The following is a 19,358-nucleotide window of genomic DNA, read 5'->3' as shown; positions in this document are numbered from 1 at the left end:
CCCAACGGGGCGGTGCGGCGGTCCGACAAGCCCCTCCCCTCGTCACAATCAGGCCTGGCCTTGCGCCTCGGCCAACTGCACCCACAGCGCCGGAGCACCGGCGGATTTGCCGATGATCTCCAGGCGAGCCGCATGCCGGGCCAGGTCGTCTTCACTGGCGCGAATGATGCGCGTCAGCTGACGGTCGGCAGGCAAGCGGCGAATTTCCGTGGCCGAGTTGTCCGCTCCGTCACCGGAACCGTTGCCATCGGAAGCATTCCCCGCCAGGGACAAGCTGGTCTGCCCGCCGGTCATGGTCAGGTAGACGTCGGCAAGAATCTCGGAGTCGAGCAAGGCGCCGTGCAGTTCACGACCGGAGTTGTCGACACCATAGCGCTTGCACAAGGCATCGAGGCTGTTGCGCTGCCCCGGGTGACGTTCCCGGGCCATCATCAGGGTATCGAGAATCGAGCAGTGTTGCGTGATGTCCGCGCGATCGTGCTGCCCCATCAGGGCAAATTCGTTGTTGATGAAGCCAACGTCGAACGCCGCGTTATGGATGATCAGCTGCGCGCCCTTGATGAACTCGAAGAACTCGTCGGCCACTTCATTGAAGCGCGGCTTGCCGACCAGGAATTCGTTGGTGATGCCATGGACGCCGATCGCGCCCTCGTCACTCTCACGATCCGGCTGCAGGTAGACGTGGAAATGCCGGCCAGTCAGGCGCCGCCCCATCAGCTCGACACAACCGATTTCGATAATCCGGTGGCCGTCGGTCACCGGCATGCCGGTGGTTTCGGTATCGAGTACAACGGATCTGGTGGCCATCAGTGCTCAGCTCTCAATCGGTCAATCGTGCAAAAACGCGGATCTTAACATGCTCGCGGCTGTGTTTCAGGTAGACCGTGTCGCGCCCTTCGCGAGCAAGCCCGCTCACACATTGAGACCGGGACCGCACACGATTTTGTGCTCAGCAGGGATTAAATGTGGGGGCGGGCTTGCTCGCGAAGGACACTACGCGGTTTGCAGCCGAGCTAGGCCTGCTTGTACCCGCGCACTTCGTCCACGCCACGGTTGGCCAGCTGGTCAGCCCGCTCGTTGCCGTGATGGCCAATATGCCCGCGCACCCATTTCCACGTGACCTTGTGGCGGTTGACCTGCTCGTCGAGCAGTTTCCACAGGTCGGCGTTTTTCACCGGCTCTTTCGCCGCGGTTTTCCAGCCACGCTTTTTCCAGTTGTCCATCCACTCGTTGATGCCCTTCATCACATACTGGGAGTCGGTCACCAGCAGTACCTCGCAGGGGCGCTTGAGCTCTTCCAGGCCGCGGATCGCGCCCATCAGCTCCATGCGGTTGTTGGTGGTATTGGCTTCGCCGCCCCAGAGTTCCTTTTCCACGCCCTTGCACACCAGCAATGCGCCCCAGCCGCCAGGGCCCGGGTTGCCTTTGCAGGCACCGTCGGTGAAGAGTTCTACGCTATCGCTCATGCCAATCAATCCAGAATATGCAGTGGCTCACCGATCGCTGATCGACGACGCCTGAAGCCGGGACTTGCCCGGCCGGAAATAAAAAGAGGTGTTACGGCTCGATGTTGCGCCGGTTGACCTTGGCCATCGGCAACGGAATCAGCTTGCCCATCGGCTCGCGACGTTCCTGACGGACCGGCCGCAGGCCTACCACGATCTTGCGTGCCACCAATAAATAGAAGCCGCCACCGGACAGCTGCCAATCACCGGCCTTGCGCTCCCAACCGGCCAGACGGGTCTGCCAGGTGGGGGAAGCAAGCGGCGGACGATAGCACCCGAAGCGGCGTTTCTCCAGCGCGAAGCCCAGCAGGTTCAACCAGTCGGCAACCCGCGACGGCGAAATGCAGCGGGCCTTGCGCAGGGCATCATGGGCGAACACATGGCGCAGGCCCCAACTGCTCCAGGGATTGATCCCGATGATCAGCAGATGCCCGCCGGGTCGCACGCTGCTTGCCGCTTCACGCAACAAGCCGTGGGGTGACAGGCAGAAATCCAGGCCATGCTGCAGCACCACCACATCGGCGGCATGCTCGCTCAACGGCCAGGCCTGCTCCTCACAGACGATCTCGACCCCCGGCAACGGCGCGCCAAGGCGCACGTTACGCTGCACCTGAGGCGCCGACGGCGGCGTCTGGGCCGATGGACCGTAATGCACAAGGTAACCACCGAAAAACCGCCCGAGCTCGTCTTCGAGCATGCGCCGCTCTTCGTCCAGCAGGAATTGCCCGAGGGGACCGGCCAGCCAGTCACGGGCCGCGCTGATCAATGCCAGCCAGTCAGGATCGGCCTGTGCGAACGCTTTATCAGTCATTGCATTCTCCAACGCGCCAGGAAGTTCTAAGATGCACCAATGTTTTCCGCTTGGCGAATCACTCGATGATACAGATCACTGCCCTACCCGCCTTCACTGACAACTACATCTGGTTGTTACAAGACCACAGCACCCAGCGCTGCGCCGTCGTCGATCCGGGCGACGCCGCCCCCGTACAGGCCTGGCTGGCCGCGCACCCCGGCTGGGTGTTGAGCGATATCCTGATCACTCACCACCACCATGATCACGTCGGCGGCGTCGAGCAGCTGAAAAAAGCGACGGACGCAAAGGTCAGCGGGCCGGCCAGTGAAAACATCCCGGCACGGGAGGTTGCGCTCAAGGACAACGACCGCATCAGTGTGCTTGGCTGGGAGTTCGATGTCTTCGCCGTCCCCGGCCATACCCTGGGGCATATTGCCTACTACCATCATGGCCTGCTGTTCTGCGGCGATACCCTGTTCGCCGCCGGCTGCGGACGCCTGTTCGAAGGCACGCCGCAGCAGATGCACGACTCGCTGACCCGCCTCGCCGCGTTGCCTGAGGACACCCTCGTCTACTGCACCCACGAATATACCCTGAGCAATCTGAAATTTGCCGCGGCGGTCGAACCGAACAATCCGGACATTGCCGAGCGCTTGGCCAAAGTCACTCGCCAACGAGAAGCGGGGATCATGACCCTGCCGTCGACACTGGCGCTGGAAAAGCTCACAAATCCGTTCCTGCGCACCGGCGAAACATCCGTTAAAGAAAAAGTGGACGAACGGACCGGCACCGATAACCTGGCGCCAAGCACGATCTTTGCTACGCTTCGAGCTTGGAAAGACAAGTTCTAAACAAGCGGCTGCAAGGTGTTGAAATTCTGAACGGTTGACCTCGCAAGGTGCGCTTTCTAGAATCGTCCGATATTTTTGCCCGGAACTAACTTCCAGCCAATGTCGTCACCTATTCGCAAAGCCATCAGTTCAGACGCATTGACCCGCTTGGCTCAAGCCATCGCGGTGGCTGTGTCCGCCACACTGGCGGGCTGCTCCAGCCATGCGCCGCAGACCGATGCGGCGCACACGCCGAACATCGCCGCGCGCGCCAAGCAGAAGCCGGTCTGGCTCAGCGAAAAACCAAGCCCGCAAATCCCCCAGGACGTCTGGGAGCGCATGCGTCAGGGCTTCCAGTTGCAGGACGAAGCAGGCGTCAACCCACGCATCGAGCAACAGCGCCTGTGGTTCGCCAGTAACCCGTCTTTCCTGGAAAACGCCGGCGAACGTGGCAGCCTTTATATCCACTACATCGTCGAGCGTCTTGAAACACGCAACATGCCACTGGAACTGGCCCTGCTGCCAGTGATTGAAAGCGCCTACAACCCGATGGCCTATTCCCGTGCCCACGCGGTGGGACTCTGGCAATTCATCCCCTCCACCGGGCGTTACTTCAACCTGCGCCAGACCCACTTCTATGATGGCCGTCGCGACATCACTGCCTCGACCACCGCCGCGCTGGATTACCTGACCCGCCTGCACGACATGTTCAACGGCGACTGGCTACTGGCCCTGGCCGCCTACAATGCCGGCGAAGGCACCGTCAGCCGGGCTATCGAACGCAACGAAAGACTTGGCCTGCCGACCGATTACTGGAACCTGCCGCTGCCAGCCGAAACCCAGGCTTACGTACCCAAGCTGCTGGCCCTGTCGCAAGTGGTGATGGCGCCCGAAGCCTATGGCGTGAACCTCAACCCGATCGCCAACGAACCGTATTTCCAGGTCGTCGAAATCAATCAGCGCATGGACCTGTCCAAGGTCGCTGAAGTGGCCAACATCGACGAAGACGAACTGTTCCAGCTCAACCCCGCCTTCAAGCAGCGCACCACCATCGACGGCCCGCAACACCTGCTGGTGCCGACGTCCAAGGCGCAGTTGCTGACCTCCAGCCTGCAAACCATGCGTCCGGAAGAGCTGATCAGCAAGAAGTCGCTCAAGCCGGTCTTCGAAAGTGCCGACGGTCCGGCGGTGGCAAGCGCCAAACGCAGCTACCGGGTCAAGCGCGGCGACAGCCTGGGCTCCATCGCCAAGGCCAACAACGTCGACGTCAAAGACCTGCAGCGCTGGAACAAGCTCAGCGGCAAGAACCTCAAGCCAGGCCAGAAACTGGTCATGCAGGACACTGGCAAGCGCGGCTCCGGCCGGGTCAACACGGTGGTCGCGGCCAACTCCAAGACCCGTAGCGGGAGCAAGAAGGCGCAGACCCAATACAAGGTCCAGCAAGGCGACTCGCTGTACATCGTGGCCAAGCGTTTCAATGTTGAAATGCAGCACCTCAAGCGCTGGAATCCTCGCGTGGGCAAGGCGCTCAAGCCCGGGCAAATGTTGACGGTTGCCAAGCCCCACTAAAAAGGCCCCTGAAACCAGGTAACGCTGTTCACTGAAGCGGGTAGCACACTTTGTGGCGAGGGGGCTTTTTATGCGTGCCCGGTTCATAAGCGAGCGCAATCCCTGTGGGAGCGAGCCTGCTCGCGATGGCTGCGTAACTGCTTGCATTGATGTCGACTGAACCACCGCCATCGCGAGCAGGCTCACTCCCACAGGAATTACGGCCTGGCCGAAATCACGCATTCAGCGCCTGTCTTTTTCCTGCCCGGACAAGCTGTTACTGTACCGTCCACAAAGCCCAAGCCGCCCGGATCGGATTCCATATTTGAAGCGCCCCCTGCTCCTGTTCCTGATCAGCCTGGCCTTGAGCTCCACCGCAAGCGCGACGATCAGCGAAAGCCATGGTTATGCGCAGTTCGGCACGCTCAAGTACCCGGCCCGATTTACCCACTTCGACTGGGTGAACCCGCAAGCACCCAAGGGCGGTACGTTGCGGGTCATGGCGTTTGGCACCTTCGATACGCTCAACCCATACACTTTCAAGGGGACCAGCCCGGTCACCACCCCCGGCTTCCTGCAATACGGCATCAACGAACTCAACGAACCGCTGATGGTCGGCACTGGCCAGTACGCGCCATCCGGCGATGAGCCGGCGTCCAGTTATGGCCTGATCGCTCGCTCGGTGGAGTACAGCGAAGATCGCAGTTGGGTGGTGTTCAATCTGCGCCCTGAAGCACGTTTTCATGACGGCACCCCGATCACTGCCCGCGACGTCGCGTTCTCCTACCGTCTACTGCTCAAGGAAGGCCACCCGCTGTACCGCACCAGCCTGCAGGAAGTGCTGCGGGTCGATATCCTCAACCCGCAGCGCATTCGCTTTGTGTTCAAGCGCGCCGGAAATCCGTTGTTGATCCTGCGTTTGGGCGAGTTGCCAGTGCTACCTCAGCATTACTGGAAAAATCGCGATTTCAAGGCCACCACCTTCGAACCGCCTCTGGGCAGCGGGCCCTACCGCATTACCTCAGTCACGCCGGGGCGGCAGATCGTCTTCGAACGGGTCAAGGACTACTGGGGCAAGGACCTGCCGGTCAATCGCGGCAAGTACAACTTCAATCGCATGGAGGTCGACTTCTACCGCGATAGCGGCGTGGCTTTCGAAGCGTTCAAGGCTGGCGAGTTCGACATCTATATCGAACATCAGGCGAAGAACTGGGACACCGGCTACAACTTCCCGGCAATTCGCCGTGGCGAAGTGATCAAGGCGCAGATCCCCCATCAGATCCCGACCCAGACCCAGGGCCTGTTCATCAACAGCCGCCGCCCGGCATTCGCCCAGGACAAGGTCCGTGAAGCGCTGGGACTGATGTTCGACTTCGAGTGGACCAATCGCACCCTGTTCAGCGGCGCCTACAAGCGCGCCATGAGCTACTACCCCAACAGCGAGTTCTCCGCCACCGGTTTGCCGGTCGGGCATGAATGGCTGCTGCTCAAGCCCTGGCGCGAACAGTTGCCGGCCAGGCTGTTCACCGAGCCATTCACCTTGCCGCAAACCGATGGTCGCGGCATTCCCCGGGAAACCCTGCGCAAGGCCCTGGGCCTGCTCGCCGAAGCCGGCTGGAAGCTCAATGGCCAGCGCCTGCAGAACGCTGCCGGGCAGCCGCTGCGAGTGGAGTTGTTGCTGGTCAACCCGAACCTGGAACGCATTCTCCAGCCCTACGTCGAGAACCTCGCCAGCATCGGCGTCGATGCACGGCTGCGCACCGTCGATCGCGCCCAGTACAAGCAGCGCCTCGACCAGTTCGACTTCGACATGATCCTGATGCCCCTCAACCAGACCCTCAGCCCGGGCCTGGAGCAATGGCAGTACTTCCATTCCAGTCAGGCTACCGTCAAGGGCAGCAAGAACTACGCGGGCATCGCCAACCCTGTGGTCGATCACCTGCTAGAACAATTGCTCGCGGCAAAGACCCGCGATGAGCAAGTCGCCGCCGGCAAAGCCCTCGACCGGGTGCTGCTGTGGCAGCACTTCATCATTCCCAACTGGTACCTCAATAATCACCGCCTGGCCTACCGCAGCCGGCTGGCCTTCGTCACCACGCCGCCCTACACCCTGGGCTTGAACACGTGGTGGCTGAAGTCTTCGGAGAAAGATCAATGAAACCTGTACGCGCCCTGCTCCTGCAGGCCAGCGGCCTGTTGTTCGCCGGGCTGGCCTGCGCCGCCCCGCAACACGCCCTGACCCTGTACAACGAGCCGCCGAAATATCCGGCAGGCTTCAAGCACTTCGACTACGTCAACCCCGACGCCCCCAAGGGCGGGATCTTCCGTCAGGCCGGCTTCGGCGGCTTCGACAGCCTCAACCCGTTCATCAGCAAGGGTGTGCCGGCCGACGATATCGGCATGATCTACGACACCCTGGCCAAACAGGGCCTGGACGAGCCGTTCACCGAGTACGGCCTGATCGCCGGGCAGATCGAAAAAGCCCCGGACAACAGCTGGGTGCGCTTCTACCTGCGCCCCGAAGCACGCTTCCACGACGGCCATCCGGTCCGCGCCGAAGACGTGGTGTTCAGCTTCCAGATGCTGACCAAGGACGGCGCTCCGATGTATCGCGGCTACTACAACGACGTGGCAGAAGTGATCGCCGAAGATCCCCTGCGCGTGCTGTTCAAGTTCAAGCACAGCAACAACCGCGAACTGCCGCTGATCCTTGGCCAGTTGCCGGTGCTGCCCAAGCACTGGTGGGCAGAACGCGACTTCAACAAGGGCAACCTGGAAATCCCCCTGGGCAGCGGCCCGTACAAGGTCAGCGAAGTCAAAGCCGGGCGCTCGATACGTTATGAGCGGGTCAAGGACTACTGGGGCAAGGACCTGCCGGTCAACCGAGGCTTCTATAACTTCGACGTCATGACCACCGACTATTACCGGGATAACACCGTCGCCCTGGAAGCGCTCAAGGCCGGGCAGTTCGATTTCTGGCAGGAAATGTCGGCAAAAAACTGGGCCAACGCCTACAACATCCCGGCGGTCAGTGAAGGCCGCATGGTCAAGGAACAGATCGCCAACGGCAACCCGACCGGCATGCAAGGTTTCGTCTTCAACCTGCGTCGCCCACTGTTCCAGGACGTGCGCGTGCGTCAGGCGCTGACGCTGATGCTGGACTTCGAATGGACCAACAAGCAGCTGTTCAACGGCGCCTACGCCCGCACCCGCAGCTATTTCGAGAACTCGGAAATGGCCGCCACCGGCCTGCCCGATGCCGATCAGCTGGCGATCCTCGATCCGTTTCGCAGTCAGTTGCCCACGCAGGTATTCGACGCGGCCTTTGAAAACCCGAAAACCGATGGCAGCGGCATGATCCGCACCCAGCAGCGGCAAGCCTACCAACTGCTGCAGGATGCCGGCTGGCGCATCGTCGACGACAAGATGGTCGATACCACCGGCAAACCGGTGGTCATCGAATTTCTTTTGGCCCAGACCGAATTCGAACGGGTGCTGCTGCCGTTCAAACGCAACCTGAGCGACCTGGGCATCGACCTGGTGATCCGCCGGGTCGACGTCTCGCAATACATCAACCGCGTACGCTCGCGGGACTTCGACATGATCGTCGGCAGCTTCCCGCAGTCCAGCTCGCCGGGCAACGAGCAGCGCGAATTCTGGATGACGGCCGCCGCCGACAAACCCGGCAGCCGCAATTCCATGGGCCTCAAGGACCCGGTGGTCGACCAACTGGTCGAACACCTGATCAACGCCGACTCGCGCAAGAGCCTGGTGGCCCACGCCCGAGCGCTGGACCGTGTGCTGCAATGGGGCTATTACGTCATACCCAACTGGCACATCAAGACCTGGCGCGTGGCGTACTGGAACCACATCGGCCATCCAAAAGTCTCGCCAACATATGACATCGGCACGGCCACCTGGTGGGTCAAGCCCGACATCACGCCGGCGATAGAAGTCGAAACCAAACTGCAGACTGATCCTGCGGGCACGGAGTAATCAGATGCTGGCGTATATTTTTCGGCGACTGCTGCTGATCATTCCGACCTTGTTCGGCATTCTGCTGATCAACTTCGTGATCATTCAGGCGGCCCCCGGCGGGCCGGTGGAACAAATGATCGCCAAGCTTGAAGGCTTCGAAGGTGCCACCAGCCGCATTGCCGGTGGCGGCGCCGAAGTCTCGGTAGCCGGCTCGGCCTATCGCGGCGCCCAGGGCCTGGACCCGGCGCTGATCAAGGAAATCGAGCACATGTACGGCTTCGACAAATCGGCGCCGGAACGCTTGTGGATCATGGTCAAGAACTATGCGTCCCTGGATTTCGGCGATAGCTTCTTCCGCGACGCCAGGGTCATCGACCTGATCAAGGAAAAGATGCCGGTGTCGATCTCCCTCGGGTTGTGGAGCACCCTGATCATGTACCTGGTGTCGATCCCCCTGGGGATCGCCAAGGCCACGCGCCATGGCAGCCACTTCGACGTGTGGACCAGTTCGGCGATCATCGTCGGCTACGCGATCCCCGCCTTCCTGTTTGCCATCCTGCTTATCGTGGTATTCGCCGGCGGCAGTTATCTGGACTGGTTCCCCTTGCGCGGGCTGACATCGAACAACTTCGATGAGCTGAGCATGGGCGGCAAGATCCTCGATTACTTCTGGCACCTGGCCCTGCCGGTGACCGCGCTGGTGATCGGCAACTTCGCGACCATGACCCTGCTGACCAAAAACAGCTTCCTCGACGAGATCAACAAACAGTACGTGGTCACCGCCAAGGCCAAGGGCCTGACCAACCACCGCGTGCTGTATGGCCATGTGTTCCGCAACGCGATGCTGCTGGTGATCGCCGGCTTCCCGTCGGCCTTCATCGGCATCTTCTTCACCGGTTCGCTGCTGGTCGAGGTGATCTTCTCCCTCGACGGTCTAGGCCTGATGAGTTTCGAAGCGGCGATCAACCGCGACTACCCGGTGGTGTTCGGCACGCTGTTCATCTTCACCTTGCTGGGACTGGTGGTGAAACTGATCGGCGACCTGACCTACACCTTTGTCGATCCACGCATCGACTTCGAAAGCCGGGAGCATTGAGATGAACCTGTCCCCCCTCAATCGCCGCCGCTTCGAACTGTTCAAGGCCAACCGCCGTGGCTGGTGGTCACTGTGGCTGTTCCTGATCCTGTTTGGCGCCAGCCTCGGCGCCGAGCTGATCGCCAACGACAAACCGCTGGCCGTGCACTACGACAACGGCTGGTATTTCCCGGCCCTCAAGCGCTACCCGGAAACCACCTTCGGCGGTGAATTCCCGCTGGAAGCCAACTACAAGAGCCCGTACATCCGTGAACTGCTCAAGGCCAAGGACGCCTGGGTGCTGTGGGCGCCGATCCCCTACAGCTACCAGAGCATCAACTACGACCTGAAGGTTCCGGCGCCGGCGCCCCCTTCGATGGACAACCTGCTGGGCACCGACGACCAGGGCCGCGATGTGCTGGCCCGGGTGATCTATGGTTTTCGCATCTCGGTGCTGTTTGCCCTGACCCTGACCGTGCTCAGCTCGATCATCGGTGTGATCGCCGGTGCCCTGCAGGGTTTCTATGGTGGCTGGGTCGACCTGGCCGGCCAGCGCTTCCTGGAAATCTGGTCCGGGCTGCCGGTGCTGTATCTGCTGATCATCCTCGCCAGTTTCGTCCAGCCGAACTTCTGGTGGCTGCTGGGGATCATGCTGCTGTTCTCGTGGATGAGCCTGGTGGACGTGGTGCGCGCCGAGTTCCTGCGCGGGCGTAACCTGGAATACGTGCGCGCCGCCCGCGCCCTGGGCATGCAGAACGGTGCGATCATGTTCCGCCACATCCTGCCCAACGCGATGGTCTCGACCATGACCTTCATGCCGTTCATTCTCACCGGCGCCATCGGCACCCTGACCGCCCTGGATTTCCTCGGCTTCGGCCTGCCGGCGGGCAGCCCGTCCCTGGGTGAGCTGGTGGCCCAGGGCAAGTCCAACCTGCAAGCGCCATGGCTGGGAATCAGCGCGTTTACCGTGCTGGCATTGATGTTGAGTCTGCTGGTGTTCATCGGCGAGTCCGCTCGCGATGCCTTCGACCCGAGGAAGTGAAATGAATCAGGACAATCTGATCGAAGTGCGCGACCTGTCAGTCGAATTCGTCGTCGGCAATCGCTGCCAGCGAGCGGTCGAAGGCATCAGTTTCGATATCAAACGCGGTGAAACCCTGGCCTTGGTGGGCGAAAGCGGCTCCGGCAAATCGGTGACCGCGCACTCGATCCTGCGCCTGCTGCCCTACCCGCTGGCCCGGCATCCGTCCGGCACCATCGAATATTCAGGGCGTAACCTGTTGAGCCTGGATGAAAAAACCATCCGCCACATCCGCGGCAACCGGATCGCCATGATCTTCCAGGAGCCGATGACCTCGCTCAATCCGCTGCATTCGATCGAGAAGCAGATCAACGAGATATTGGGTATCCACAAGGGCCTGGTCGGCAAGGCCGCGACCAGGCGCACCCTTGAGCTACTGGAATTGGTCGGCATCCCCGAGCCGCACAAACGCCTCAAGGCCCTGCCCCACGAATTGTCCGGCGGCCAGCGCCAACGGGTGATGATCGCCATGGCCCTGGCCAATGAGCCGGAACTGCTGATCGCCGACGAGCCAACCACTGCGCTGGACGTGACCGTTCAGCTGAAAATCCTCGAATTGCTCAAGGAACTGCAGGCGCGCCTGGGCATGGCCTTGCTGCTGATCAGCCACGATTTGAACCTTGTGCGAAGAATTGCGCATCGCGTATGTGTCATGCAGCGAGGTTGCATCGTCGAACAGGCATCGTGTGAACAATTGTTCCGCGCGCCGCAGCATCCGTACACTCGAGAACTGCTGGCAGCGGAGCCCAGCGGGACGCCTGCGACCAACGTGATCGGCCCGCCCTTGCTGCAAGTCGAGGACCTGAAAGTCTGGTTCCCGATCAAGAAAGGCCTGCTCAAGCGCACGGTGGACTACGTCAAGGCAGTGGACGGCATCAATTTCAGCCTGCCCCAGGGCCAGACTCTGGGGATTGTGGGGGAAAGCGGTTCCGGCAAATCCACGTTGGGCCTGGCGATTTTGCGGCTGATCGGCAGCAAAGGCGCGATCCGTTTTGAAGGCAAGCAGCTAGACTGCCTGACGCAGAACGAGGTTCGCCCGTTGCGTCGGGAGATGCAGGTGGTGTTTCAGGACCCGTTTGGCAGCCTGAGCCCGCGGATGTGCGTGAGCGACATCGTTGGCGAAGGCCTGCGGATTCACAAGATGGGCAGCGCCGCCGAGCAGGAAACGGCGATAATTGCGGCATTGAAGGAGGTAGGTCTGGATCCGGAAACCCGGCACCGCTACCCCCACGAATTTTCCGGTGGGCAACGGCAGCGAATCGCCATTGCCCGGGCTTTGGTGCTGAAACCGGCGCTGATCCTGCTGGACGAGCCGACTTCGGCGCTCGACCGGACGGTGCAGCGGCAAGTGGTGGAGCTGTTGCGTTCACTGCAAGCCAAGTACAACCTGACGTATTTGTTCATCAGCCATGATCTGGCTGTTGTTAAAGCGCTGAGCCACCAGTTGATGGTGGTCAAGCATGGCCAAGTGGTCGAACAGGGAGACGCGCAAGCTATCTTTGCCGCCCCCCAACATCCGTATACACAGCAGTTGCTGGAAGCCGCTTTTTTGGCACCAGCCACTGCGCAATAACCTGAAAGAGGAGCAACACATGGGTTTTCTCGCCGGTAAGCGCGTACTGATCGTCGGTGTCGCCAGCAAGCTGTCCATCGCATCCGGCATCGCTGCCGCCATGCATCGCGAGGGCGCTGAGCTTGCCTTCACTTATCAGAACGACAAACTGAAAGGTCGTGTCGAAGAATTCGCACAAGGCTGGGGTTCGAGCCCTGAGCTGTGCTTCCCGTGCGACGTGGCCAGCGATGAAGAAATCGCCAAGGTCTTCGAAGAATTGAGCAAGAAGTGGGACGGCCTGGACTGCATCGTGCACTCCGTGGGCTTCGCCCCGGGCGACCAACTGGACGGCGACTTCACCGAAGCCACCACCCGTGAAGGTTTCCGCATCGCTCACGACATCAGCGCCTACAGCTTCGTGGCCCTGGCCAAGGCTGGCCGCGAAATGATGAAAGGCCGCAACGGCAGCCTGCTGACCCTGTCGTACCTGGGTGCCGAGCGCACCATGCCTAACTACAACGTAATGGGCATGGCCAAGGCTTCGCTGGAAGCTGGCGTACGTTACCTGGCCGGCTCCCTGGGCCCGGACGGCACCCGCGTGAACTGCGTATCGGCAGGCCCGATCCGCACCCTCGCCGCTTCCGGCATCAAGAACTTCCGCAAGATGCTGGCCGCCAACGAAGCGCAAACCCCGCTGCGTCGCAACGTCACCATCGACGAAGTCGGCAACGCCGGCGCCTTCCTGTGCTCGGACCTGGCGTCGGGCATCAGCGGCGAAATCATGTACGTGGACGGTGGCTTCAACACCACGGCCATGGGCAGCATCGAAGAGTAATCTTCGACCGGCCTGAAAAAACCCGCCTTTTGGCGGGTTTTTTGTGCCTGCGATTTCGCCGCACGTGCAGAATCTGTGGGAGCTGGCCTGCTGGCGATTAGGCCGGTACATCCAACATCTCTGGTGACTGATACTCCGCCATCGCTGGCAAGCCAGCTCCCACAGGGATTGATCGCCAGCCGTGATTTTTTGTGTTCACTGAAGATCAAACTGTGGGAGCTAGCCTGCTGGCGATGAGGCCGGCACATCCAGCATCAAGGGCGACTGACACGCAGCCATCGCCGGCAGGCCAGCTCCCACAGGGATTGTTTTCCGGCCAGATTTTTTGTGATCACTGAAGATCAAATTGTGGGAGCGGGCTTGCTCGCGAAGGCAGTGTGTCAGCCAACAATGATGTTGAATGTGCCCGCACTCATCGTCGGAACGCCGCCCCGAGCAAGCCTCTTCCCACAGGAGGATGTGTGTTTAATCAACGATCTGTGTGTCCAGGCACTTGGCAAACAATTGCTGTATCGGCTGCGTCCGCTGGCTGTATCGTTGCAGCAGCACTATCTCCCGATAGAACGTCAACGCCCCCAACCGAATGATCCGCACCTTTGCTCCATGCTCGAGCCACAACCCCGCCTCGGGCAGCAGCGATACACCCAATCCGCATTCGACCATTTTCACAATGGCCTCCAGCTCATCCAGTTCCAGCGCGACATGCACATCAAGTTGCTGTTCACGCAGGAACCGCGTCACCAGACGCCCGCCGAAGGAGTTGCGGTCGTAGCGTACATGCGCATGTTCGGCCAACAGTTGCAGCGGATCGTCCCCTTCAAGCTGCGCCGGCACAATCAGTACGAACGGCTCTTTGCGGATGACTTGTATCGACAGTTCCTTGGGCAATTCGAATGGCGGTTTGATCACAATGGCCAGGTCCACTTCGCCGGTATCGACCTGGCTCAACAGGTTCAACGAAACACCGGGCACCAGTTTCGCTTCCAGCAACGGTGCCTGTTGACGCAAACGCAGCAGGGCCTGTGGCAGTAATCCAGTCTGCACCGTGGCCACTGCACCGATTTTCAGTTCGCCGCGAAAATCGCTGACATCCTCGCTGACAGCCATGCGTGCGAAAATGTCCAGCATCTCCCGGGCCATCGGCAACGCACGCTGGCCGGCGGCATTGAGCAATGCCTGGCGTCCTGTGCGATCGAACAGACGAATACCCAGCGCCTGTTCCAGGTTGCGGATCTGCGCACTCACCGCCGACTGGGTCAAGCCTGTGTGCATGCCTGCCGCAGCAAAGGTGCCGTAGCGCGTCACGGCAATGAAGGTTTTCAGTTCGCGCAACATAGGCTTCTCGACTGATCGAAATAATTTGAGCTCGCTGCAAAAACTATCGTCTTTCAATCGAAATGCACAGGGGTAAACTCAGACTCAACTGCAGACAGTCGAGAAGAGCCCATGCAACTATCCCCGTTTCACCTGGCCATCCCGGTTTACGACCTGAATGCCGCACGCACCTTCTACGGCCAAGTGTTCGGTCTGGAAGAAGGTCGCTCCAGCGACCATTGGGTGGATTTCAACTTCTTCGGCCATCAACTGGTCATTCACCTGGCGCCGAAAAACGCCTCCCAGGAAGCTGCGCACACCAATGCCGTAGACGGTCACAACGTGCCGGTACCGCACTTTGGCGTGGTATTGGGCATGCCCGAATGGGAAGCACTGGCACAGCGCCTGCAAGCACTGGGCACTGACTTCGTGATCGAACCGGGCATTCGTTTTCAGGGGTTGGTGGGCGAGCAAGCGACGATGTTTCTGTTCGATCCGTGCGGGAATGCCCTGGAGTTCAAGGCATTCAAGGACATCGATCAGTTATTCGCCAAATGAATTCTGCCTGCCCTGACACCTGAGCTGAGCTGAGCGAAGCCAAGACTGATCTTAAAATTCGATCGTGCCTTGATGACAAATATCATCGAGAGCCGCCATTAAGCGCTCCACCGAACGATGGATGTCGGGGTCGAATTCGAGCTGAGCGATACTGAAGCCGATGTCATAACCGCGATGCAGCGTCCCGTTGCGCTCGTCGAGAATCTCTTCGAGCCGCGCCCTGATCGCGCTGATTTCCACGGCGCCGGACCCGGTCAGCAACGCAGCGAACTCATCGCTACCCAGCCGGCCGATCACGTCGCTCTCACGAAAAGCGATACGCAGCACATCGGCAAAGGTTTTCAGCGCATCGTCGCCTTCGGTGCGGCCATACAGTTCGTTGATACGTTTGAACTGATCGAGATCGAAAAACAGCAGGGTCGCCGGTTTGTCCAGTTCCTGACACGCATCCAGCCCAAGCTGCGCCAAGGCCTGAAAGCCATGCCGATTCGAGAGCAACGTCAACTCATCCATGCTTGCCATTTGCACAGCCATCAACTCCCGTTCGGCTTCGCGTGCCAGATCCCGTAGCCGTTCGCGCTGCTGCAGCGCACTGTCGAAAACCTTGGTCGCGGCACCCAAGCCTGTTGTAACCGGATTGCCTGGAGTAATCATCATCCACTCCGTTGAAGGGTATACACATTAGAGATGGCAATGACCGGTTTGACTCCCGCCAGGACTACCGCTGGTCAGCTGCCCTCCAGTGGACATGGCCCTCCGGCGCCAGCCCAGAGCTTGAATTGAGTGACGAAGATGTCGTGCGGCACCGGCACGGGCGCACGGTTGCCGCCCGGATTCCAGCCCCACAGCACCAGTTTGTCATCACTGACGTGCTTGATCAGCGCCGCGAAATCCCGATCGCCATTGCCGGAACGGTCCTTGATCATCGCGCACAAGCGGTCGGCCGGCAGGCCGATCCAGGCCATGCGCTGCGCGGCCGGCGGCAGGCTCCAGTGCGGTGCGCCCGGAGGCGCGTGGGGGCCGTAACTGGCAGGCGGATTGCTTTCGCCATGGCACGAGGCACAGGGTAAACCGGCCGCCCCCTTGCCATCCAACCCGCGCACCACGTTCATCCCATGGGGAATCCCGGCATCGAATTGCAGTGGTGAGTCACCCGGAATGTGGCAGTTCTGGCAGCGCGGGCTCTGGAAAACCTTCTGCACGGTACCGAACGCCTGCAAGGCTTCCCGGTCGTCAGCCAACAGCCCGGTTGCATAGATAAACAGGCCAATCAGCAGCACCGCCCCGCGTAGCCAATGATGTCGTTTCATCTCACACCCCCGACAACTGCAGCGGCAACTCGCGCAAACGCTGGCCAGTCAGGGCATACACCGCATTGGAGACTGCCGGCGCCGTCGGCGGCACACCCGCCTCGCCTATGCCGCCCGGCTTGTCGCTGCTGGGCACGATGTGCACTTCCACCACCGGCATCTCGTTGAGCCGCAGCACCTGATAGTCGTGATAGTTGGACTGCACCACCTGCCCGTCCTTGATCGTCAGTTTGCTGTGCAAGGCAAACCCGAGGCCGAAGGTGATACACGACTCCATCTGCGCGGCAATGCTCTGCGGGTTGACCGCAATGCCGCAGTCCACCGCACACACCACCCGGTGCACACGAATTACCAGGTTGTCCTGGGACACCTCGGCGACCTGCGCCACGTAGCTGCCGAAGGATTCATGCACCGCCACGCCCAAGGCATGACCATCCGGCAAAGGCGCTTTCCAGTCGGCCCTCTCCACAGCCAGGTTCAACACGCCAAGATGGCGCGGATGGTCCTTGAGCAAGGTGCGTCGATACTCGACCGGATCCTTGCCGGCAGCGGCGGCCATTTCGTCGATCAATGACTCCATGACGAATGCGGTGTGGCTGTGACCCACAGAGCGCAACCACAGCACGCTGATCCCGGTTTGCGGTGAATGCAGTTCGACCTGATGATTGGCCAGGCCCTTGATATACGGGCTGTCGGCGACGCCTTCGACGGAGGTCTTGTCGATGCCGTCCTTGACCATCGTCGCTTCGAGGGAGGTGCCGGCCATGATCGACTGGCCGACCAGCACGTGTTTCCAGGCCAACGGCAAGCCATTGGCTCCCAGGCCAATCCTGGCATGGTGCAGGAACGCCGAGCGGTAATAGCCGCCTCGGATGTCATCCTCCCGCGCCCACACGGTTTTCACCGGCCCGCCCGCCGCCTTGGCGACATACACCGCTTCGCTGACGAAATCCGAAGTCGGATTGGCCCGGCGCCCGAATCCGCCACCAAGAAACTCAGTGTGAATCTCGACCTGCTCGGGTCTGAGCCCGGTGATTTTCCCCGCGATCATCTGGTCCAGGGTCTGGAACTGCGTACCGGTCCAGATCTCGCACTTGTCCTGGCTGATGCGCACCGTGCAGTTGAGCGGCTCCATCGGTGCGTGGGCCAGAAAAGGCACGTTGTATTCGACGTCGATGGTCTTCGCCGCCTTCGCCAGCGCCGCCTGAGTATCGCCCGCCTTGCCCGCGTCCAGCCCCTGTGTGGCAGCAAGTTTGCGGAAACTTTCCAGCATGGCGCCGCTGTCGAGCCCGGCATTGGGCCCCGCCTCCCACTCGATTTTCAGCGCATCGCGGCCCAGCTTCGCCGCCCAGTAGTGATCGGCGATGACCGCCACCCCCGTCGGCACCTCCACCACTTTATGCACGCCGGGAATCGCCAAGGCCCCGGCACCTTCGAAGGACTTCAGGCTACCGCCGAACACCGGCGGCCGGGCAACCATGGCCGTCATCAAGCCGTCGAACTGCACGTCCATGCCGAACTTCGCCCGGCCGCTGATTTTTTCCGGGGTGTCCAGGCGTTGTGTGGGTTTGCCGATCAGCCGCCAGTCCTTCGCCTCCTTGAGTTTGATCGAGGTTGGGTCAGGCATGGGGAGCTTGCCGGCGTCATCGGCCAGCTCGCCATAAGTCGCGCGGTGTTCACCGGCAATCACGATGCCCGACTCGGTGTGGATTGCCGACGGTGCAACGTTGAAACGCTTGGCGGCAGCCTCGATCAACATCAGGCGAGCGGCTGCACCCGCCTGGCGGTAACGGTCGAACTCCATCCAGGTCGAGGTCGAGCCGCCGGTGATCTGCATCCCGCCAAACCCGGCCATGCCGTAATCGGCGGCCGATGCCGGGGAGTGCTCGACGCGGATTTTCGACCAGTCGGCGTCCAGTTCTTCGGCAATCAGCATGGTCAGGCCGGTCCAGATGCCCTGGCCCATTTCCGAATGACCAAGCAGTACGGTGACGCTGTTGTCATTGCCGATGCGCAGGAAGGCATTGGGGGCGAACACGTTGCCCTGATTCTCTGCGCCCATGGCAAAACGGTGTGCCCCGGGAATGACAAACGCCACCACCAGACCGCCACCGAGCAAAGCACTGCCCTTGAGAAAGCCACGACGCGATAACGGATTGCCCGGGTTCATGGTCGTCTCATCCCAATTCGGCAGCGCGTTTGACCGCCGCGCGAATCCTTGGATAGGTGCCGCAACGACAGATGTTGCCCGATAATGCCTGGTCGATATCGCTGTCGGTCGGTTGCGCAATTTTCGCCAGCAAGGCCGCCGCTGACATGATCTGCCCGGACTGGCAGTAACCACACTGGACCACATCGAGTTCCGCCCAGGCCTGTTGCACCGGGTGCGTGCCGTCAGTGGAAAGGCCCTCGATGGTGAGGATTTTCTGGCCATGGGCCACGGCCATGGCGGGGGTGATACAGGAACGCCGCGGTGCGCCGTCGACGTGCACCGTGCAGGCACCGCACTGGGCCATGCCGCAACCGAACTTGGTACCGGTCAGGTGCGCGACGTCGCGCAGGACCCACAACAGGGGCATATCGGCGGCTACATCAAGCTCTTGGTCCTGGCCATTGATGTTCAGGGTCAGCATTGCGCATTTCCTCAGACTCACGGTGATCTGAAGGGGCGCAGCTACAGCAGTACCGTGCCTGCGCGCGCCTCGGGTTATCCCTTCAGCTAAGCGCAGTTTTAATGGAACGCCGAGGCGCATCGACCACCGGTCAAAAAATGTCCGAATGTGCCTTCAATACATCCATGCCCCCTCCCCCGTAGGAGCGAGCATGCTCGCGATGGTCTGTCATTCACCGCTGGCTTGCAGGTGTACATATCCATTCCTGCGCCAACGGTTACTCAACACTCACGCCACCCACCCTGTAGGAGCGAACATGCTCGCGATGCACGCGAGGACGCTGTGGGGCATCAGGCACCCAGCGTCT

The 19,358-nt window shown here is 61.0% G+C and carries 17 protein-coding genes; 9 read left to right on the top strand and 8 right to left on the bottom strand.

The annotated features are described in order from the left end of the window. Positions 1-48: 48 nt before the first annotated feature. From dnaQ to ASE98_RS06140, 3 genes are all read right to left on the bottom strand, one after another. Positions 49-807: a DNA polymerase III subunit epsilon gene (gene dnaQ / locus ASE98_RS06150; protein ID WP_060540497.1), complete on the bottom strand. Its 759-nt coding sequence runs from the start codon at positions 805-807 to the stop codon at positions 49-51. A 206-nt stretch (positions 808-1,013) separates the two neighbouring features. Next, complete coding sequence (gene rnhA / locus ASE98_RS06145) at positions 1,014-1,466, bottom strand: ribonuclease HI (protein ID WP_060540496.1); 453 nt, start codon at positions 1,464-1,466, stop codon at positions 1,014-1,016. Positions 1,467-1,557: 91 nt separating this feature from the next. Further along, a complete protein-coding gene (locus ASE98_RS06140) occupies positions 1,558-2,316 on the bottom strand; it encodes a methyltransferase domain-containing protein (RefSeq protein ID WP_060540495.1) in 759 nt (252 codons plus the stop codon). A 65-nt stretch (positions 2,317-2,381) separates the two neighbouring features. Here ASE98_RS06140 and gloB point away from each other — a divergent pair, with 65 nt between their 5' ends. The 8 genes from gloB (at position 2,382) to fabI (ending at position 13,197) form a co-directional block, all read left to right on the top strand. Next, entirely contained in the window at positions 2,382-3,149 is a 768-nt protein-coding gene (gene gloB / locus ASE98_RS06135) for a hydroxyacylglutathione hydrolase (protein ID WP_060540494.1), read from the top strand. Between the two features lie 99 nt (positions 3,150-3,248). Beyond that, positions 3,249-4,697 (top strand): LysM peptidoglycan-binding domain-containing protein, encoded by a 1,449-nt coding sequence (locus ASE98_RS06130; RefSeq protein WP_060540493.1) that lies wholly within the window; start codon positions 3,249-3,251, stop codon positions 4,695-4,697. A 316-nt stretch (positions 4,698-5,013) separates the two neighbouring features. Then, the gene (locus ASE98_RS06125) at positions 5,014-6,834 is read left to right on the top strand and encodes an extracellular solute-binding protein (RefSeq protein WP_442962697.1); all 1,821 of its coding nucleotides are present in this window, start codon (positions 5,014-5,016) and stop codon (positions 6,832-6,834) included. After that, entirely contained in the window at positions 6,831-8,672 is a 1,842-nt protein-coding gene (locus tag ASE98_RS06120) for an extracellular solute-binding protein (RefSeq protein WP_060540491.1), read from the top strand. The genes ASE98_RS06125 and ASE98_RS06120 overlap by 4 nt, the downstream gene beginning before the upstream one ends. Positions 8,673-8,676: 4 nt before the next feature. Beyond that, complete coding sequence (locus ASE98_RS06115) at positions 8,677-9,750, top strand: microcin C ABC transporter permease YejB (RefSeq protein ID WP_060540490.1); 1,074 nt, start codon at positions 8,677-8,679, stop codon at positions 9,748-9,750. 1 nt (position 9,751) lies between these two features. Next, positions 9,752-10,771, top strand: a complete 1,020-nt coding sequence (locus ASE98_RS06110; protein ID WP_060540489.1) for an ABC transporter permease — start codon at positions 9,752-9,754, stop codon at positions 10,769-10,771. Between the two features lies 1 nt (position 10,772). Further along, positions 10,773-12,383, top strand: coding sequence for an ABC transporter ATP-binding protein (locus ASE98_RS06105; RefSeq protein ID WP_060540488.1), 1,611 nt, complete (start codon positions 10,773-10,775; stop codon positions 12,381-12,383). 19 nt (positions 12,384-12,402) lie between these two features. Beyond that, positions 12,403-13,197, top strand: coding sequence for an enoyl-ACP reductase FabI (gene fabI / locus ASE98_RS06100; protein ID WP_060540487.1), 795 nt, complete (start codon positions 12,403-12,405; stop codon positions 13,195-13,197). A gap of 465 nt (positions 13,198-13,662) precedes the next feature. On the opposite strand, the gene ASE98_RS06095 is transcribed toward fabI, so the two are convergent. Beyond that, the gene (locus ASE98_RS06095; protein ID WP_060540486.1) at positions 13,663-14,532 is read right to left on the bottom strand and encodes a LysR family transcriptional regulator; all 870 of its coding nucleotides are present in this window, start codon (positions 14,530-14,532) and stop codon (positions 13,663-13,665) included. Positions 14,533-14,643: 111 nt separating this feature from the next. Here ASE98_RS06095 and ASE98_RS06090 point away from each other — a divergent pair, with 111 nt between their 5' ends. Then, positions 14,644-15,069, top strand: coding sequence for a VOC family protein (locus ASE98_RS06090; RefSeq protein ID WP_060540485.1), 426 nt, complete (start codon positions 14,644-14,646; stop codon positions 15,067-15,069). Positions 15,070-15,120: 51 nt separating this feature from the next. Here the strand turns inward: ASE98_RS06090 and ASE98_RS06085 are convergent, their stop codons facing one another. The 4 genes from ASE98_RS06085 to ASE98_RS06070 all read right to left on the bottom strand — a co-directional run bounded on the left by ASE98_RS06085 (position 15,121) and on the right by ASE98_RS06070 (position 19,012). Next, positions 15,121-15,723, bottom strand: a complete 603-nt coding sequence (locus ASE98_RS06085; RefSeq protein ID WP_060540484.1) for a GGDEF domain-containing protein — start codon at positions 15,721-15,723, stop codon at positions 15,121-15,123. A gap of 74 nt (positions 15,724-15,797) precedes the next feature. Next, entirely contained in the window at positions 15,798-16,379 is a 582-nt protein-coding gene (locus ASE98_RS06080; protein WP_060540483.1) for a hypothetical protein, read from the bottom strand. A gap of 1 nt (position 16,380) precedes the next feature. Then, entirely contained in the window at positions 16,381-18,549 is a 2,169-nt protein-coding gene (locus tag ASE98_RS06075; RefSeq protein ID WP_060540482.1) for a xanthine dehydrogenase family protein molybdopterin-binding subunit, read from the bottom strand. 7 nt (positions 18,550-18,556) lie between these two features. Continuing rightward, positions 18,557-19,012, bottom strand: coding sequence for a (2Fe-2S)-binding protein (locus ASE98_RS06070; RefSeq protein WP_060540481.1), 456 nt, complete (start codon positions 19,010-19,012; stop codon positions 18,557-18,559). Positions 19,013-19,358: the final 346 nt, after the last annotated feature.

Source organism: Pseudomonas sp. Leaf48, assembly GCF_001421885.1.
Taxonomy (GTDB): Bacteria; Pseudomonadota; Gammaproteobacteria; order Pseudomonadales; family Pseudomonadaceae; genus Aquipseudomonas.
This window is presented reverse-complemented; position numbering and strand designations above follow the sequence as displayed.

Excerpts from the sequence above, each read along its gene's own strand:
- fabI (WP_060540487.1), top strand. The coding sequence starts at position 12,403 with ATGGGTTTTCTCGCCGGTAAGCGCGTACTGATCGTCGGTGTCGCCAGC.
- rnhA (WP_060540496.1), bottom strand. The coding sequence starts at position 1,466 with ATGAGCGATAGCGTAGAACTCTTCACCGACGGTGCCTGCAAAGGCAAC.
- ASE98_RS06085 (WP_060540484.1), bottom strand. The coding sequence starts at position 15,723 with ATGATTACTCCAGGCAATCCGGTTACAACAGGCTTGGGTGCCGCGACC.
- ASE98_RS06130 (WP_060540493.1), top strand. The coding sequence starts at position 3,249 with ATGTCGTCACCTATTCGCAAAGCCATCAGTTCAGACGCATTGACCCGC.
- gloB (WP_060540494.1), top strand. The coding sequence starts at position 2,382 with ATGATACAGATCACTGCCCTACCCGCCTTCACTGACAACTACATCTGG.
- ASE98_RS06090 (WP_060540485.1), top strand. The coding sequence starts at position 14,644 with ATGCAACTATCCCCGTTTCACCTGGCCATCCCGGTTTACGACCTGAAT.
- ASE98_RS06075 (WP_060540482.1), bottom strand. The coding sequence starts at position 18,549 with ATGAACCCGGGCAATCCGTTATCGCGTCGTGGCTTTCTCAAGGGCAGT.
- ASE98_RS06120 (WP_060540491.1), top strand. The coding sequence starts at position 6,831 with ATGAAACCTGTACGCGCCCTGCTCCTGCAGGCCAGCGGCCTGTTGTTC.
- ASE98_RS06115 (WP_060540490.1), top strand. The coding sequence starts at position 8,677 with ATGCTGGCGTATATTTTTCGGCGACTGCTGCTGATCATTCCGACCTTG.
- ASE98_RS06105 (WP_060540488.1), top strand. The coding sequence starts at position 10,773 with ATGAATCAGGACAATCTGATCGAAGTGCGCGACCTGTCAGTCGAATTC.
- dnaQ (WP_060540497.1), bottom strand. The coding sequence starts at position 807 with ATGGCCACCAGATCCGTTGTACTCGATACCGAAACCACCGGCATGCCG.
- ASE98_RS06080 (WP_060540483.1), bottom strand. The coding sequence starts at position 16,379 with ATGAAACGACATCATTGGCTACGCGGGGCGGTGCTGCTGATTGGCCTG.
- ASE98_RS06110 (WP_060540489.1), top strand. The coding sequence starts at position 9,752 with ATGAACCTGTCCCCCCTCAATCGCCGCCGCTTCGAACTGTTCAAGGCC.
- ASE98_RS06070 (WP_060540481.1), bottom strand. The coding sequence starts at position 19,012 with ATGCTGACCCTGAACATCAATGGCCAGGACCAAGAGCTTGATGTAGCC.
- ASE98_RS06095 (WP_060540486.1), bottom strand. The coding sequence starts at position 14,532 with ATGTTGCGCGAACTGAAAACCTTCATTGCCGTGACGCGCTACGGCACC.
- ASE98_RS06140 (WP_060540495.1), bottom strand. The coding sequence starts at position 2,316 with ATGACTGATAAAGCGTTCGCACAGGCCGATCCTGACTGGCTGGCATTG.